We start from the raw sequence: 16,261 nt of genomic DNA on the forward strand, positions 1-16,261 counted from the left end.
TGCCGTACCGTGCCGGCGCCATCGGAGCCCGCGCATACGATCAGGGCGGCGGGACGCCCGGACAAGCGACCCAGCAACGGGTAGTAGCAACGGTCGATCAGGTCTTTCATCTGGCCGGCCATGCTGCCCAGGGTCTCGGGCGTGACGAACAGGTAGCCACCCGCCGCGAGCAGATCGGCTGGCGTCGCCCGGCGTGCGCCGAGCAGGCGCACACCGCCCGGAACTTCGCGGCGCGCGCCCTGCGCCGCAGCGCGGGCAAGCGCCTGACTGCCCCCGGTATGGCTGCACCAGACGATCAGGAGCCCCGGCCGGGGCGCGGCCGGATCCACCCGGCTCAGGCGGCGAGCAGCGCTGCCGGCACCGTCACCGGCATCGCCAGCAGCACCTGCGCGAAGGCCTTGGCGAGATTGTCGGTGCGCAGCGAGGCCATGCCGCCACCGCCGAGCACATCGTGCAGCAGGAAGTTCATGGCGCCAAAGCCCGGCACATCGAAACGCTCGACCAGGCTCGGCTGGTTGTGGGCGAAGTGCGCCGCGACGCGTTCCGGGGTCAGCCAGGCCGACAGATACGGCAGATAGGCAGCTTGCCGCGCAATGACGCCGATGTTCGCCTTGTTGCCCTTGTCGCCGGAGCGGCCGTGCGCCAGGCGCAGCAGCGGCACGGTCACCGACGGCTCGCCGGACCAGTCGGGGGCGCTGGCCAGCGCGAGCTGCGGCGGCAGGTCGGTCAGGGCCGCGTCGGCCCCCGCGGCCAGACCGAGCTCGGTGCGCTGGCCATCGACATCGATGCTCACCGGCACCTCGGTCTTGGACACCAGGAAGGAGAACAGGCGGATCACCGGCGAGGGCGTGGGGCGTCCGCCGCCCAGCCCGCAGGTGCCCGGCGCCATGGAGGTGCCGGCGGGCGCAAACTCGCGGGCGAACAGATCGAGGCTGGCCTTGGCCGGACAGCGCACCGCGATCTTGAGCACCACCTCGCGGCTCTCGGGCCGCGCCGAGGCGCCGAACATGTCCTCGGCGCCGAGCACCTCGAGGCGGGTCTCGCTGTAGGGCGGCAGGCCGGCATCGGCAAGCATGCGGGTGGTCCGGTTCAGGATGGCCTGCCCGGTGCGGCGCGCCTTGGCAGCGGCGTCATGACCCCCGATCACCAGCACGGCCTGGTTGCGGAAACCGTCGGCGAAGGTGGCGCTGACCTTGTAGGTGGTGGTGGGCGAGCGCCCGCGAGCCCCGCTCACCCGCACCCGGTGTTCGCCGACCTGCTCGAAGCGCACCTGGGTGAAGTCGCAGCAGACATCGGGCACGTGATAGGCCCGTGGGTCGCCGATCTCGTAGAGCAGCTGTTCCGAGACGGTGGCCGGGGTGACCAGGCCGCCGGTGCCCGCCGGCTTGGTGACGATGAACGAGCCATCGGCGCGCGCCTCGAGCACCGGAAAGCCGATGTTCTCCCAGTCGGGCACGGTGTCCCAGTCGGTGAACAGACCCCCGGTGCACTGCGCGCCGCACTCGATCAGGTGGCCGGCGAGCGTGCCCTGCGCGAGCTGATCGTGATCGCTGTCGCGCCAGCCGAACTCGTGCATGAGCACGCCCAGCGTGACCGCGGAGTCGACGCAGCGGCCGGTGATCACCACATCGCAGCCCTGGTCGAGCGCGCGTGCGATCGGCACCGCGCCCAGGTAGGCATTGACGCTCACGAACGATGCCGGCATGGGCTCGCCGCTGAACATCTCGCGCACGCCGCGCTCGCGCAGGCCCGGCACGCTCGCGGAGATCTCGTCGCCGAGCACCACGCCGATCTTCAGGTTCAGGCCCAGGGCCTGGGCCACGCGGGCCAGCGCATCACGGCAGGCCAGGGGGTTGACCCCGCCGGCATTGGCCACCACCCGGATGCGTCGCGAGACCAGGTCGGGCAGCAGCGACTTCATGGTGATGTTCACGAAGTCGGTGGCATAGCCGGCGTTCGGGTCCTTCAGGCGCTGGGCGGCAAGGATCGACATGGTCACCTCGGCGAGGTAGTCGAACACCAGGTAGTCGATCTCGGCGCCGCGCACCAGCTGCGGCGCCGACATGGCGGTGTCGCCCCAGAAGCCCGAGGCCCCGCCGATCCGCACGATCTTGTCCGTCATTTCCGTCTCCCTGTCTGTCTGAGGCTCGCCTCGAGCCGATCGACCCGCCGGCTGAGCACGGCCAGCGGCGCATCCTGCGGGCTGGCGGCCCATCCGTCGAGCAGCATGCCCACGATGGTATCGGCCACGGCGGCGGGCTCGAAGGCACGCCGGCGGCCGCGTTCATTGAAAGCCCAGTGTTCGAGCCCGCCGAAGATCAGGTCGCGGGCCAGCGCGCAGTTCAGATCGGCGCGAAGCTCGCCGCGCCGCACGCCCTCCTCGAGGGTCTGCTGCAGGAATCGACTGTAGCGGCGATTGAGCTCATGCAGCTTCGAGCCGAAGTAGGCGCCCTGGCGGCGCGACTCGCGCACGATCAGCGCGCCGAGCGCAGGGTCATCGAGCGAGATCTGGAGGTGGCGCGCCACCAGGAAACGAAGCCGGTCACGGGTGCCGTGGATGGCGTCGAGCCGGGGCGCGACATCGTCGACCAGGGCATCGAAGAAAGCCGCAAGCACGGCGTCGAGCAGCTCGCGCTTGTTCCGGAAATAGGTGTAGATGGTGCCTTCCACGCAGCCAGCCAGCGCAGCGATCTCGCTGATGGAGGCCTCATCGTAGGAACGGGCGGTGAAGACCTCGCGCGCGGCGGTCAGGATCTCGCTGCTGCGAGCCGCCTTGCGGCGCCGCGGCAAAGCGGCCCCGCCCTGTCGGATGAGCTTGGCTGAATCGGATTCAGAAGTGGAAGACACGCCGAAATGGCCCCCGGGTGCTGCATCGCACCTTGACTGTGCCGGATGATTACAGCAACTTAATGAACGAAATTCAATATCTCCAGGCCCACTATCCGCCATGCCACGCATCGACTCCCAGGCAGACACCCACGGCGAGCGCTTCACCAGCCAGCGCCAGCAGATGCTCGAGCTCGTCGCCCAGTTGCGCAACCTGGAGAGCCGCACCGCCGCCGCCTCGGCGCGCGCCAAGCCGCTGTTCGACAAGCGCGGCCAGTTGCTGCCGCGCGAGCGGGTTGCCCGCCTGCTCGATCCCGGCGCGCCCTGGCTCGAACTCTCCACCATGGCTGGCTACTGCCTCGATGACCCCGACCCCGATCGCAGCGTGCCGGGCGGCGGCGTCATCGTCGGCATCGGCTTCGTCAGCGGCGTGCGCTGCGTCATCAACGCCTCCGATGCCGGCATCGATGCCGGCGCCATCCAGGCCATGGGCCTGGAGAAGATCCTGCGCGGGCAGCAGATCGCGCTCGACAACCGCATGCCCTACATCCAGCTCATCGAGTCGGCGGGCGCCAATCTGCTCAAGTACAAGGTCGAGGGCTTCATCGAGGGCGGGGCCATCTTCTACAACCTGGCGCGGCTGTCGGCCGCGGGCCTGCCGGTCATCGGCGTGGTCCATGGCTCGTCCACCGCGGGCGGCGCCTACATGCCCGGCCTGTCCGATTATGTGGTCATGGTGCGGGGCCGAGCCAAGGCCTTCCTCGCCGGGCCGCCGCTGCTCAAGGCGGCCACCGGCGAGATCGCCAGCGACGAAGAGCTCGGCGGCGCCGAGATGCACACCAGCATCTCCGGGGTGGGCGAGTATCTCGCCGAAGATGACGCCGACGCCCTGCGCATCGCCCGTGATCTTGTCGCCCGTCTGGGCTGGAACCGGCTGGGCATGGCGCCGCAGTCGGCCCTTAACCTCGACGCGCCGGCACCGCTCTGGAGCCCCGACGAGCTTGCCGGCGTGGTACCGCTCGACTTCCGTCAGCCGATCGACATCCGCGAGGTGATCGCCCGGCTGGTCGATGCCTCCGACTTCCTCGAGTTCGGCGCCGACTACGGCCCGCAGACCCTCACCGGCCATGCCCGCATCTATGGCATGCCGGTGGGCATCATCAGCAACAACGGCCCCATCGACCCGGCCGGCGCCAACAAGGCCACCCACTTCATCCAGAGCTGCTGCCAGTCGCGCATCCCGCTGCTGTATCTGCAGAACACCACCGGCTACATCGTGGGCAAGGCCAGCGAGCAGGCCGGCATGATCAAGCACGGTTCCAAGATGATCCAGGCGGTGAGCAACGCCAGCGTGCCCTCCATCACCGTGCACTGCGGCGCCTCCTTCGGCGCCGGCAACTACGGCATGTGCGGCCGCGCCTTCGGCCCGCGCTTCGTGCTGTCGTGGCCCAACGCGCGCACCGCGGTCATGGGCGGCGAGCAGGCCGCGCTCACCATGCGCATCGTCACCGAGGCCGGCGCCAAACGCAAAGGCCTCCCGGTGGACGAGGCCGCGCTCAGCGCCCTCGAGAAACGCATCATCGAGAACTTCGATCGGCAGTCGGGGCCGCTCTACACCAGTGCCCGCCTGCTCGATGACGGCATCATCGACCCCCGAGACACCCGCAAGGCGCTCGGCTTCCTGCTGGCCACCTGCCTGGAAGCCGAATCGCGCCGCGTGCAGCCCATGCAGTTCGGCGTGGCCCGGCCCTGAGCCGCCCGCCCCCACCTCTCAGGAGCTTCCCATGATCTACACCGAGCAGCACACCGCGCTGCAGGACTCCCTCAAGCGCTTCATCGACAGCGAGATCAATCCGCATGTCGATGAATGGGAGGCCGCCGGCACCTTCCCCGCGCACGAGATCTTCCGCAAGATGGGCAAGCTCGGCTTCCTGGGCGTGAACAAGCCCGTGGCCTACGGCGGCATGGGCCTGGACTACTCCTACGCCATCGCCAATGCAGAAGCGCTCAATCACATGAACTGCGGCGGCATTCCCATGGCGGTGGGCGTGCAGACCGACATGGCCACCCCGGCACTTGCCCGCTTCGGGTCCGATGAAGTCCGCCAGGAGTTCCTCGTGCCGTCCATCAGCGGTGAGTATGTCGCCTGCCTGGGCGTCTCCGAGGTGGGCGCCGGCTCCGATGTCGCCTCCATCCGCACGCAGGCCCGCAAGGATGGCGATGACTACATCATCAACGGCGGCAAGATGTGGACCACCAACGGCACCCAGGCCGACTGGATCTGCCTGCTTGCCAATACCTCGGAGGGCAACCCCCACCGAAACAAGACCCTCATCTGCGTGCCCATGAAGACCCCGGGCATCAGCGTGGCCCGCAAGCTCAAGAAGGCGGGCATGAACTCCTCCGACACCGCGCAGCTGCACTTCGACGATGTGCGCGTGCCGCAGCGCTGGCGCATCGGCGAGGAGGGCATGGGCTTCACCTATCAGATGCAGCAGTTCCAGGAAGAGCGGCTGTGGGCGGCCACCGGCTGGCTCGCCTCCTCGCGCATCATCCAGGAGACCATCGACTATCTTCGCAGCCGCGAAGCCTTCGGCAAGCCGCTGCTCAACAACCAGTACATCCACTACAAGCTGGCCGAGCTGCAGACCGAGGTCGAGGCGGTGCGCAGCATGCTGCATCGCGCGGTCGATCTCTATCTCGCCGGCACCGATGTCACCCAGCTCGCCTCCATGTGCAAGCTCAAGTGTGCGCGGGTGGCCCGCGAGGTGGCCGACTGGTGCGTGCAGTTCTGGGGCGGCATGGGCTACATGGAAGAAACCCGGGTCAACCGCTTCTGGCGCGACACCCGTCTGGGCTCCATCGGCGGGGGCGCCGACGAGGTGATGATGGGCATCATCGCCAAGACCATGGGCATCATGCCCCGCAACTAGGCCCGCACCATGGCACGCATCCAGACCCTGCTCGTCGCCAACCGCGGCGAGATCGCCTGTCGCGTCATCCGCACCGCGCGCCGTCTCGGCATCCGAACGGTGGCGGTCTGCTCCAGCGCAGACCGCCACGCGCTCCATGTGCGGCTTGCCGACAGCCACATCGAGATCGGCGCGGCGCCAGCAGCCGACAGCTACCTGCGCATCGATCGCATCCTCGACGCCTGCCGGCGCAGCGGCGCGCAGGCGGTGCACCCGGGCTACGGCTTTCTCTCGGAGAGCGCGGCGTTTTCGCGGGCCTGCCGTGAGGCCGGCATCGTCTTCGTGGGCCCCTCGCCCGAATCCATCGCCGCCCTGGGCAACAAGTCGGCCGGCAAGCAGCTCGCCCGCTCGGTGGGCGTACCCTGCCTGCCGGGCTACAACGAGGCCGAGCAGGACACCGACACGCTGGTGGCGCAGGCCCGTGCTGTGGGCGCACCGCTCATGATCAAGGCCGCTGCCGGTGGCGGCGGCCGTGGCATGCGCCGCATCGACTCGCTCGACGACGAGCGCGCGTTGCGCGAGCAGCTCGACGCCGCCCGCCAGGAGGCCGAAGCCGCCTTCGGCAGCGGCCAGCTGCTGCTCGAACGGCTCGTGCTCGAGGCCCGCCATGTCGAGATCCAGGTGTTCGGCGACAGCCACGGCAACTATCTTCACCTCGGCGAGCGAGACTGCTCCACGCAGCGACGCAACCAGAAGATCCTCGAGGAGGCACCCGCACCGGGCGTGAGCCCCGCGCTGCGCGACGCCATGGGCCAGGCCGCCATCCAGCTGGCGCGCGCCGTGCGCTACGAGGGCGCCGGCACCATCGAATTCCTGCTCGCGCCCGACGCAAGCTTCTACTTCCTCGAGATGAATACCCGCCTGCAGGTGGAACATCCCGTGACCGAGGCCGTCACCGGCCTCGATCTGGTCGAGTGGCAGTTGCTGGTCGCGCAAGGCGAGGCCCTCCCGCTCAGCCAGGAGCAGATCCGCTGGCAGGGGCATGCCATCGAGGCCCGGCTGTGCGCCGAAGACGCCTGGAATGGCTTCGTGCCGCAGGCCGGCGCGGTGCTGGGATGGCAGCTGCCCCGGGGCCGGGCCATCCGGGTTGATCATGGCCTCACCGACCATCCCGTCATCCCGCCCCACTACGACTCCATGATCGGCAAGCTGATCGCCCACGGCCCCGATCGGGAATCGGCCCGGCGCTCGCTGATCACTGGCCTTTCGGAAACCTCCGTGCTGGGCGTGATCACCAACCGCGACTACCTCATCGCGTGCCTGCAGGCCGAGCCCTTCGTGACCGCCCGGCTCTCCACCGCGTGGCTGGGCCAGCATGCCGATACCTTCGCTCGCCCCGCGCCGAGCCCGGCCTGGTGGGCCATCGCGGCTGCCTGTCAGATGCAGGCCGGTGGCGCGGGCTACGGGGAGTTCGCCAACTTCACCAGCACCGGCCGTCGAGCCTGGCCCCTGCTGCTGGCCGTGGCGGGCCAACAGCAGGCCATGCAGGTCAGTGCCGGCGAACCGGGCCGCTTCGACATCACGGTGGGCGAAGCCCGCATTGATGTCGCGCTCGAGTCTGGTGCCCATGGCTTGCTGCAGGCCACGGTCGATGGCGTGAGTCACCGGGTGCACTGGCGCGCAGGCGCCGAGGGCGCCTGCCTCGATGCACTGGGCGTGTGCGCCAGCCTCACCGACCGTACCCATGAGGGCGCGCGCGGCGAGCGCAAGGCCAGTGGCCGCATCGCGTGTGCCATGCACGGGCTGGTGGTGAAGCTCGCCGTTCAGCCGGGCGAACAGGTTCAGCGCGGGCAACTGCTGCTCGCCATCGAGGCCATGAAAATGCAGCACCGCATCGAGTCGCCCATCGACGGTACGATCCGCGAGATCGGCGTCGCCGAAGGGCAGCAGGTCTCGCCGGGGCGTCTGCTCGTCATGGTCGAGCCTGTTGCCGCGCCGACCTGATCCGCGCATCGCGCCCGCTCCACGCTGTTGCATCCCGTCCCCACCCCGAACAGGATTCCCCCATGTCCGACTCCCCCGTGCTCTACCAGGTTGATGGTGCCGTCGCGACCATCACGCTGAACCGGCCAGATGTCCTCAATGCCCTGAACACCGCGCTGATGCTCGCCCTGCGCGAGGCCGTCGAGAAGGCCGCCGCCGATGCCGCGATCCGGGCGGTCGTGGTCACCGGTGCCGGCCGCGGCTTTTCTGCCGGCGCTGACCTTGCCTCCTCGTCCGGCGGCACGGGCAATGCGGGCACCACGCTGCGCGAGCGCTATCACCCGGTCATCCTGGCCATGCGCGCCATGCCCAAGCCGATCATCAGCGCGGTCAATGGCGTGGCGGCCGGCGCGGGCATGAGCATCGCCATGGCCGGCGACATCATCCTGGCCGGCCGCTCCGCGAGCTTCCTGCAGGCCTTCTCCAAGATCGGTCTGGTGCCCGATGCCGGCAGCACCTGGTTCCTGCCCCGCTATGTGGGCGATGTGCGGGCGCGCGCGATGGCCATCCTGGCCGATCGCATCAGCGCCCAGGACGCGCAGTCCTTCGGTCTGGTGTGGCAGGTGCATGAAGACGCCGAACTGCTGCCCAAGGCCCAGGAGATGGCCCAGCGGCTGGCGGCCATGCCCACCCGGGCCTACGCCATGATCAAGCAGGCCCTCAACGACAGCCATCAGCGCGATCTCGCCACCCAGCTCGAGCTGGAGGCCGACCTGCAGGTCGAGGCCGGCAAGACCGAAGATTTCCGCGAAGGCGTGGCCGCCTTCCTGCAGAAGCGGCCCCCGCAGTTCAAGGGCCGCTGAGCCGTGAGCGCGCCGCCAGCCAGCTCGCACAAGAGCCGGGGCGGCCCGCGGCGCCTTGCCGCGGCAGTGCGCTACTCGCTGCAGGGCCTTGGCGACGCATGCCGTCGAGAGGCGGCGTTTCGCCAGGAACTGGCCCTGGCAGCGGTGCTGGTGCCTGCGGCCCTGCTGCTGCCCTTCAGCGCGGTGGAGCGCGTGCTGTTGATCGGCTCGCTGCTGCTGGTGCTGATCGTGGAGCTGCTGAACTCCGCGATCGAGGCCACGGTGGATCGCATCTCGCTTGATGACCACCCCATGGCCGCGCGCGCCAAGGATCTCGGCAGCGCTGCGGTGATGCTTACCCTGGCCCTGGCGCTGATCACCTGGGCGGGCATCGCCGGGCCGGTGCTGTTCGGTCTGCTCAGCACCGGCGGCTGAGGCGACTCGGCCTACTTGACGCTCAGCCCCATCGAGCGGGTGACCAGCTCTTTCATGATCTCGTTCGTGCCGCCGTAGATGCGCTGCACGCGGGCATCGGCATAGGCACGGGCGATGGGGTACTCCCACATGTAGCCATAGCCGCCATGCAGTTGCACGCACTCGTCGATCACCTTGCACTGCAGGTCTGAGCACCAGTACTTCGCCATGGAGGCCGTGGCGGTATCGAGCTTGCCCACCATGAGCAACTCAATGCACTTGTCCACGAAGACGCGCGCCACCTGAACCTCGGTCTGCGCCTCGGCAAGCTTGAAGCGGGTGTTCTGATAGGCCGACACGGTGGTGCCGAAAACCTTGCGCTCCTTCACATAAGCCACGGTCCAGTCGATGGCCGCCTGCGCGGACTCCACCGCCGAGATGGCGATCTGCAGCCGCTCCCAGGGCAGTTCCTGCATGAGATAGATGAAGCCCTCGTTCTCGCGGCCCAGCAGGTTGCTCACCGGCACCTTGACGTTGTCGAAGAAGAGCTCGGAGGTGTCCTGCGCCTTCATGCCCACTTTCTTCAGCCGCTTGCCCTTCTCGAAGCCCGCCATGCCCCTTTCCACCAGGAGCAGGCTGGTCCCCTTGGCACCCGCCGACGGATTGGTCTTGGCAACCACGATCACCAGGTCGGCGAGGTAGCCGTTGGTGATGAAGGTCTTGGAGCCGTTCAGCACATAGTGATCACCATTGCGGGTCGCGGTGGTGCGCACACCCTGCAGGTCGGAGCCCGCAGCCGGCTCGCTCATCGCGATGGCGCCGATGATCTCGCCCTTGGCCATGCGCGGCAGGAAGCGCTGCTTCTGCTCGTCGGTGCCGTAGCGGTTGAGATAGGGAGCGACGATCTCGGAGTGCAGCCCGAAGCCCAGGCCGGTGGCGTTCACGCGCGCCACCTCTTCCATGAGCACCACCGAGTAGAGCTTGTCAGCGTCGGCGCCGCCGTACTGCTCGGGCATCGAAGAGCAGAGAAAGCCGTTGGCACCGGCCTTGGTCCACACCTCGCGGTCGACATAGCCCTGGTCTTCCCAGGCCGCGTGATGGGGCACCACCTCGGTCTCGAGGAAGCGACGCAGCGAGTCGCGATAGAGGGTGTGGTCCTCGTTGAAGAGGGTGCGGTCGATCATTGTGGTTCTCCGTGTCGTGACCCGGCAAAGGTACCAGTTTCTTCCATTAGACTTGCCTGCAGACCCGACAGTTCAGCCGCCCTCTCAGACCCCGGAGTTCCAAATGACAGAAGCCTTCGTCTTCGACGCCATCCGCACCCCGCGCGGCCGCGGCAAGGCCAGCGGTTCACTCCATGAAGTCAAGCCGGTCAGCCTGGTGACCGGCCTCATGCATGAACTTGCAAGCCGGCACCGTCTAGACACGGCACAGGTCGAGGATGTGATCCTCGGCGTGGTGAGCCCGGTGGGCGAACAGGGCGCGGTCATCGCGAAGACCGCCGCGCTGGCGGCCGGCTGGAGCGAGCAGGTCGCCGGCGTGCAGATCAACCGGTTCTGCGCCTCGGGTCTGGAGGCGGTCAACCTGGCCGCGCAGAAAGTGCGCTCAGGCTGGGAAGACCTGATCGTTGCCGGCGGCGTCGAGTCGATGTCCAGGGTGCCCATGGGCTCCGATGGTGGCGCCTGGGCGCAAGACCCCGAGACCAATCTGCGCACGGGCTTCGTGCCGCAGGGCATCGGCGCGGATCTGATTGCCACGCTCGACGGCTACACCCGGGACGAGGTCGATGAGTTTGGCGTGAAGTCCCACCAGAAGGCCGCAGCCGCTGCGCAGGCCGGCCACTTCCTGCGTTCCATGGTGCCCGTGCGCGACGCCATGGGCCTGTCGATCCTGGACCGGGATGAAACCATCCGCCCACAGACCACGCTCGAATCGCTGGCGGCGCTGCCAGCGTCCTTTGCCAAACTCGGGGCCATGGGCTTCGACGCCGTGGCGCTTCGGAAGTACCCCCAGGTGGAGCGCATCAACCATGTCCACCACGCCGGCAATTCGTCCGGCATCGTTGATGGCGCTGCGGTCGTTCTGATCGGCAATGAGGACGCCGCAAAGCGATTGGACCTCACCCCGCGGGCAAGAATCCTCGCAACCGCGCTGACCGGCACCGATCCCACCATCATGCTGACCGGCCCGGCGCCAGCCAGCCGCAAGGCACTCCAAAAGGCAGGACTGACCGTCGATGACATCGACCTCTTTGAGGTCAATGAGGCCTTCGCCGCGGTGGTGATGCGGTTCATGCACGAACTGCAGGTGCCCGCGGAAAAGGTGAATGTCAATGGTGGCGCCATTGCCATGGGACACCCTCTTGGCGCCACAGGCGCCATGCTCCTGGGAACGCTGATCGACGAACTGGAGCGCCGGAACCTGAAGCGCGGCCTGGTAACGCTTTGCGTGGGTGGGGGAATGGGGATTGCTACGGTGGTGGAGAGGGTCTGATTCCCGAGGAGAGCTGCTCCAGACTCTGGTCACGGGTGACTTGGGGATCGAGCATGCTCGAGGAGGCGCGGCAAAAGCGCGGAACCCTGCTCACTGTCGGGCAAGACGACCAAGCCTGCAGATGGAATATCGGCAGTACGAGCGCCCATATACACAATTACCGGAAGCCCTGCGGAATCTGAAGACTGTGCAGCCCGCCTACTCCAGATCTTTGCCACTGATTCCTGATCTACGCAAACAATTGATGAGACGCTGCCCTCCGGGTGCAACCAGTAATCGCCAGGCACCGCATCGTGGTCATACATCTCCACGGAGAACGCTTCGCTACGCAAAATATCTTGCGCACGCACCGCAGCCTCGCGATTCGTCTCGAATAAAACAACCACCTTTGAGCGGCTCCCGGGCTCTTCACTATAACTTCCTCCAGATGACTCATCGGCGGCACGAAAACCATCCCTGTCGTCTTTGACTACCAGGGGTAATCGCAAGCGAAACACAGTCCCGCGGTTCAAGAATGAGCGAAAGCTTATTGCATGTCCCGCCAGACCACTCACCGTCGTGTCCACGAGATATAGACCCAGACCAGATCCGTAATCTCCGATCAAGTCTCGTCTGTCCGGGTGCAAGTCGGATCCCGCCCCTGTCTTGAAGGGTAGCCACATCTCCTTTCGCAAAGCGACAGGTATACCTACACCGTTATCCGCAACAAGAATCGTGCACTGCCCACGTCGTGACCGCACAGCCACACGTACGCGCGCGGGTCCGCCGGAGGAATTTGGGGAGTGGCGAATCGCATTGATCACGAGGTTTACTAGTATCTGCCGCACCGCAGCTGCATTCGAACTGATAATCAGATCAGGCTCACAGGAGTCAAACTCCAATTCCACACCACGGACACCCGCTTCTATTCGTGCCAGATAGGCGGCATCGGCAAGCACATCCGCGACTCGTACATCCGAGATCCGAATACTCGCCTGCCCGCCAATAGTACGCCCCCAAACATGAATATACTCAAAAGTATTGTCGAGCAACCTGACAGCATCGGCAATACCCGATAAGCGCCCAGCCTCTTCTCTGGGCGAGCTGGCCACCAGCGCCGGGCTCACAAGAGTTCTCAATGCGACGAGCGGTTGCCGCAACTCATGCTCGGTCGCAAGCAACAGCTTTCTTTGCAGCAAATCAGATTGGCGGAGACGTTGCATATCTTCGAAGATCACACGATCTTGACTCTTGTTGATGCACAACCATAAAAAACCGAAAGCATTCATCGCAGCCACATAAAACAACGCATGTGTAGCACTGCTGTCCGGACTCGCAATAAGCCCAATCTGAAACATCATCAATACCGACAAGCCACCACCAATTGAAAGAGCCAACAAGGGCTCGAGTCTTAGCGCAAAATAATGCACGCATAGCGCCAGAAATAACGGCGCGCTCAGTTCCAGCCACGTCAATGACAAACTCGCCGGCCTGTGATACACAACGACCAGAACCATGAAAATAGTCGAAAAACTCACAAGCGACGAAAGTATGTATAGGGCTGAAGGATTCGTATTTCGCCACCGGACGAGGTAGACGCAAAAGCCGCCCAGGAAGAGAAGCGCTATTACACGAGCCAGTGACACATGCATCTCTGCGCCTGAGAGAAGCCCGGCGACCAGAAAATATGAAAAGCCAATCAAACCCACCAGGACGCCAAGAATTACCCCTGACCGCCTCCGCGCGGTAGCATGTGAGGAAAAATCCTGAGACCGCAAAATCGACATCCATTCAGAATTCAACAAGGTGATCATATCTGCCTCCTGTATTCCCAATCCTCGTCTCGACATTAAGAAAAATGCAGTCAATGCTGGCAATTGCAAAAAACGTCAGTTCTTATAGTATGATATGGACGCGCGGAGCCTTGGCGATAGACCGATAGACTAGGCCCTCGCGCTAGGCTATCCCAGCTCATTTCATTGGTGGCTTTCGAAAACCATGACCTCGACCGAGAAAAGTCTGCCCTCAACTCTGCCTAGCTCCGCCGCCGGTACGAGCAACAGGGTTCCCAAAAGCGTCACGCTCCCATTCACAGTCCGCATTGTGCGAACACAGGACCAGCTCAGCCAAGCGGTGAGCCTACGAGCAGAGGCGTATGGGCGGCATATGCCCGCCCTCGGCGAACTTCTGAAACAGCCCGAAGACCTGGACCGCAACGGGGACACAATCGTATTTATCGCCGAAGGGAAGGCGGACCGGGAAACCCTGGGAACAATTCGGATCCAGACAAATTTTTCGAGCCCACTTGCACTGGAAACTTCGATCGACCTTCCGCCGCGGTTTGCGGGTCGGCCCGCAGCAGGCGTTTCACGCTTGGCTGTCAAAGCGGGCCCACGGGGAAGACTTGTAAAGCTTGCCTTGTTCAAAGCGCTTCACCGTTATTGCCTAGCTAAACAGGTCGAGTGGCTGCTCATTGGCGCACGCCCCCCTCTTGATCAGACCTATGTTGACCTGGGTTTCGTCGACATGTTTGAGGATGGCCAACTGCGCCCTCTTGCGACAGCCGCCGGTGTTCTCCATCGCATCCTGTGCTTTGAGGTCTTCACCGCCGAGAGACGATGGCACACGCTATCCCACCCCCTCTATCTATTCATGGGGGAAAGATTTCATCCGGACATCGAGGTCTTTTCCTCCGTGAGCAACATCTGGGCACGACCGCGCCAGCAATCACGCAAGGATACCCCGCCAGAATTCGAAACATTCCTTCCAATTATTTGAGAGTCAATGCGCACCCGAAGAGGGAAATCTCGGGAGGAACATTCCAGCTTTCATCTTGTAAAGACGGTACTCCTCCGCCAGATCCGAAGCCTCAATCACGCCCTCTTCAAATTTCACGGTCAAGTAGTACAGGTAAATCATAGCGCCGACCAATAAAAAAGCGACAATCGTCGGTCCGATCATGCATGCGCCAACCCAGCAGAGCATGTATGCGCTATATATAGGATGCCGCACATATCTGTACGGCCCCCTACAGACCAGAAAGTCCGGAGCACGGACGCTGTATGCAATGCCTGGCCGTCGATCACCATGCGCCCTCGTCGCAAAGGCGAAGAGGAGCATGGAGGCTACGAATAATGCAAATCCCAAACCATATAACGGAGCAGCAATCAGTCCAACTGGATAGACAGCATTCACTGGAAGAACAACCCCTGCCAATGTACCCACGCGCGCAAGGATTACCCTCCCGGCATCCCCGCCTCCACTCCTGTCGAAGAATCTCGTCCGTGCACGTGCAAATACAATCAAGCATGCAACGAAAATCACGACACAAATGGCTTTCAAGGCATATCCTTCAATGACGAGTCGAACTCTGGATTGACCGAGACGACCAGTAAAGCGTAGAAAACCGCTCCGCCTACACCATCACAAGGCTACCATAGTCATGGAAAAGCGTGCGGAAGCTGCCTCTCTCGCATCTTTAAAGATGATCGAGCCGAGTCCCTGACAGCTCAGCAGCCACTCCTACCACCTAGCCGTCCATCCGTCGCCCCTTGCTCATGCTGGGGCGGCAGTCGCCGCTAACCTTCGGGAGCGGGCATCTCGCCCGGACTGTCTCCCGACCAATGCTCCTCTCACTCCTCGATCGTTCCGTCAAACTCGGCGTTGTTGTCCGCAATTGCATTGCCGGCGCTGCGGCCGTGATTGGTCTGGCCCTGGTGGTCGTCCTCCTCCGCGCCCCCACACCGGCGAATGAATCCAGCACCCTCCAGTTCGTCTTCCTTTCGGATCTGAAGTCGCAAGAAACCTCAGCATCTGCACTCGGAAAGCTTTGGAATGAATCGCCAGATACAGCCGAATTGTCAACGGCTCGCAGGGAAACTCCTTTCTGGCTTCTGTCTCAATCCATCACGCCCGGAGCGAACCAGACCCAGTCCATTGAATTGCCCTCACGCCACCTCACCAGCGTAAAATACTGGTATGTCGATGCCGCTGGCAGCATCCTGGAGAGCGGCGAACACTCCCGGGAAGCTGCAACCGGTTCCATTCGGCCTTCACGGGCCGGATTTGTCATCTCGGCCCCCCAGAGTCTCGGGGAGCTTAGGGTGCTTCTCCGACTCGAGGCAGTAGGTCCTGCCCGCCTCAGCATCGCATCCCGCAGCGATCAAGACATCGAGGCTTCCGAGAGATTCTTCGAACGCAGTGGTGGGGTGCTGTTTGGCAGCCTGCTGATGATTGCGGCGTTCAGTTTCCTTATTTCGCTTCTGGCGAGAGAATTCACCTTCTTTCTCTTTGGCGGTTGGGTACTTGCGAGCCTAAGGCTGTCCTCCTACACGGCAGGCTGGGACATGGCTTGGCTCGGTTTATCATTCATCGAAAGCCTTCCCACCATCTCGAGGAATTTGCCACTTGGGTGCTATGCGCTCCTGACAATTGCTTTGTTCTGGTCCATCTTCAAGAGAGACGTAACGCGGCTGGGTAGTGCCAAGACACTGAAAATTCTCTTCGCACTGTCCCTGGGTCTGGTGCTTCTGGCGCCACTCACGCCACACAAGCATTTTCTACCCATCCTTTGGCTTGTGGTCATTCCAAGTGTGACCTTTCTCATATGGCTCACGCTGCGTATCTTCTTGAACACAGGCTCAAGCTCTGCCGCATGGTATGGCGCATCCTGGCTGGCTACATTCAGTGGCGCGCTTGGTGACATCGCACATGCAACGGGGCTAATGACGAGCAAGCCCACTCTCGCGAATAGTTTGGCAGCATCAGTTGCCGCCGCCCTTTTGGCAGGCATCGCCATTGCGCAACGTCTGA

General features: G+C 64.3%; 14 protein-coding genes. 8 read left to right on the forward strand and 6 right to left on the reverse strand.

Annotated elements, in window-relative coordinates; genetic code table 11:
* The 3 genes from AC2H6A_RS11035 to AC2H6A_RS11045 all read right to left on the reverse strand — a co-directional run.
* Positions 1 to 329, reverse strand: a 329-nt coding sequence (locus tag AC2H6A_RS11035; protein WP_484273461.1) for a flavodoxin family protein, incomplete at its 3' end; no start/stop codon positions are given.
* A 5-nt stretch (positions 330 to 334) separates the two neighbouring features.
* Positions 335 to 2,122 carry an acyclic terpene utilization AtuA family protein gene (locus AC2H6A_RS11040; RefSeq protein WP_484273463.1) on the reverse strand — a complete coding sequence of 596 codons (1,788 nt, stop codon included), beginning with the start codon at positions 2,120 to 2,122 and terminating at the stop codon, positions 335 to 337.
* Positions 2,119 to 2,790, reverse strand: coding sequence for a TetR/AcrR family transcriptional regulator (locus AC2H6A_RS11045; RefSeq protein ID WP_484273465.1), 672 nt, complete (start codon positions 2,788 to 2,790; stop codon positions 2,119 to 2,121). Before AC2H6A_RS11045 ends, AC2H6A_RS11040 begins: the two co-directional genes overlap by 4 nt.
* A gap of 157 nt (positions 2,791 to 2,947) precedes the next feature.
* Between AC2H6A_RS11045 and AC2H6A_RS11050 the strand changes: the two genes are divergently transcribed.
* From AC2H6A_RS11050 to AC2H6A_RS11070, 5 genes are all read left to right on the forward strand, one after another.
* A complete protein-coding gene (locus AC2H6A_RS11050; RefSeq protein ID WP_484273466.1) occupies positions 2,948 to 4,579 on the forward strand; it encodes an acyl-CoA carboxylase subunit beta in 1,632 nt (543 codons plus the stop codon).
* Between the two features lie 31 nt (positions 4,580 to 4,610).
* Entirely contained in the window at positions 4,611 to 5,759 is a 1,149-nt protein-coding gene (locus AC2H6A_RS11055; protein WP_484273469.1) for an acyl-CoA dehydrogenase family protein, read from the forward strand.
* Positions 5,760 to 5,768: 9 nt separating this feature from the next.
* Complete coding sequence (locus tag AC2H6A_RS11060) at positions 5,769 to 7,742, forward strand: acetyl/propionyl/methylcrotonyl-CoA carboxylase subunit alpha (RefSeq protein ID WP_484273471.1); 1,974 nt, start codon at positions 5,769 to 5,771, stop codon at positions 7,740 to 7,742.
* 62 nt (positions 7,743 to 7,804) lie between these two features.
* Positions 7,805 to 8,584: an enoyl-CoA hydratase-related protein gene (locus AC2H6A_RS11065; RefSeq protein ID WP_484273473.1), complete on the forward strand. Its 780-nt coding sequence runs from the start codon at positions 7,805 to 7,807 to the stop codon at positions 8,582 to 8,584.
* Between the two features lie 3 nt (positions 8,585 to 8,587).
* A complete protein-coding gene (locus tag AC2H6A_RS11070; RefSeq protein WP_484273474.1) occupies positions 8,588 to 8,998 on the forward strand; it encodes a diacylglycerol kinase in 411 nt (136 codons plus the stop codon).
* Positions 8,999 to 9,009: 11 nt separating this feature from the next.
* Here the strand turns inward: AC2H6A_RS11070 and AC2H6A_RS11075 are convergent, their stop codons facing one another.
* Complete coding sequence (locus AC2H6A_RS11075; protein WP_484273476.1) at positions 9,010 to 10,161, reverse strand: acyl-CoA dehydrogenase family protein; 1,152 nt, start codon at positions 10,159 to 10,161, stop codon at positions 9,010 to 9,012.
* Between the two features lie 103 nt (positions 10,162 to 10,264).
* On the opposite strand from AC2H6A_RS11075, the gene AC2H6A_RS11080 reads away from it, so the two are divergent.
* Positions 10,265 to 11,470, forward strand: a complete 1,206-nt coding sequence (locus AC2H6A_RS11080; RefSeq protein WP_484273478.1) for an acetyl-CoA C-acetyltransferase — start codon at positions 10,265 to 10,267, stop codon at positions 11,468 to 11,470.
* Positions 11,471 to 11,499: 29 nt separating this feature from the next.
* Here AC2H6A_RS11080 and AC2H6A_RS11085 read toward each other — a convergent pair whose 3' ends face one another.
* Entirely contained in the window at positions 11,500 to 13,263 is a 1,764-nt protein-coding gene (locus tag AC2H6A_RS11085) for a sensor histidine kinase (protein ID WP_484273480.1), read from the reverse strand.
* Between the two features lie 184 nt (positions 13,264 to 13,447).
* On the opposite strand from AC2H6A_RS11085, the gene AC2H6A_RS11090 reads away from it, so the two are divergent.
* Positions 13,448 to 14,227 (forward strand): N-acyl amino acid synthase FeeM domain-containing protein, encoded by a 780-nt coding sequence (locus tag AC2H6A_RS11090; protein WP_484273482.1) that lies wholly within the window; start codon positions 13,448 to 13,450, stop codon positions 14,225 to 14,227.
* A gap of 3 nt (positions 14,228 to 14,230) precedes the next feature.
* Here the strand turns inward: AC2H6A_RS11090 and AC2H6A_RS11095 are convergent, their stop codons facing one another.
* Positions 14,231 to 14,773, reverse strand: a complete 543-nt coding sequence (locus tag AC2H6A_RS11095) for a methyltransferase family protein (RefSeq protein ID WP_484273485.1) — start codon at positions 14,771 to 14,773, stop codon at positions 14,231 to 14,233.
* A 299-nt stretch (positions 14,774 to 15,072) separates the two neighbouring features.
* Here AC2H6A_RS11095 and AC2H6A_RS11100 point away from each other — a divergent pair.
* On the forward strand, positions 15,073 to 16,261 hold a 1,189-nt coding region (locus AC2H6A_RS11100; protein ID WP_484273484.1), incomplete at its 3' end, for a 7TM-DISM domain-containing protein.

This window comes from Quisquiliibacterium sp. (assembly GCF_982640115.1).

What these genes read in the sequence shown, in the direction of transcription:
- AC2H6A_RS11085 (WP_484273480.1), bottom strand. Translation starts at nt 13,263, where the DNA reads ATGATCACCTTGTTGAATTCTGAATGGATGTCGATTTTGCGGTCTCAG.
- AC2H6A_RS11090 (WP_484273482.1), top strand. Translation starts at nt 13,448, where the DNA reads ATGACCTCGACCGAGAAAAGTCTGCCCTCAACTCTGCCTAGCTCCGCC.
- AC2H6A_RS11065 (WP_484273473.1), top strand. Translation starts at nt 7,805, where the DNA reads ATGTCCGACTCCCCCGTGCTCTACCAGGTTGATGGTGCCGTCGCGACC.
- AC2H6A_RS11055 (WP_484273469.1), top strand. Translation starts at nt 4,611, where the DNA reads ATGATCTACACCGAGCAGCACACCGCGCTGCAGGACTCCCTCAAGCGC.
- AC2H6A_RS11060 (WP_484273471.1), top strand. Translation starts at nt 5,769, where the DNA reads ATGGCACGCATCCAGACCCTGCTCGTCGCCAACCGCGGCGAGATCGCC.
- AC2H6A_RS11050 (WP_484273466.1), top strand. Translation starts at nt 2,948, where the DNA reads ATGCCACGCATCGACTCCCAGGCAGACACCCACGGCGAGCGCTTCACC.
- AC2H6A_RS11080 (WP_484273478.1), top strand. Translation starts at nt 10,265, where the DNA reads ATGACAGAAGCCTTCGTCTTCGACGCCATCCGCACCCCGCGCGGCCGC.
- AC2H6A_RS11075 (WP_484273476.1), bottom strand. Translation starts at nt 10,161, where the DNA reads ATGATCGACCGCACCCTCTTCAACGAGGACCACACCCTCTATCGCGAC.
- AC2H6A_RS11040 (WP_484273463.1), bottom strand. Translation starts at nt 2,122, where the DNA reads ATGACGGACAAGATCGTGCGGATCGGCGGGGCCTCGGGCTTCTGGGGC.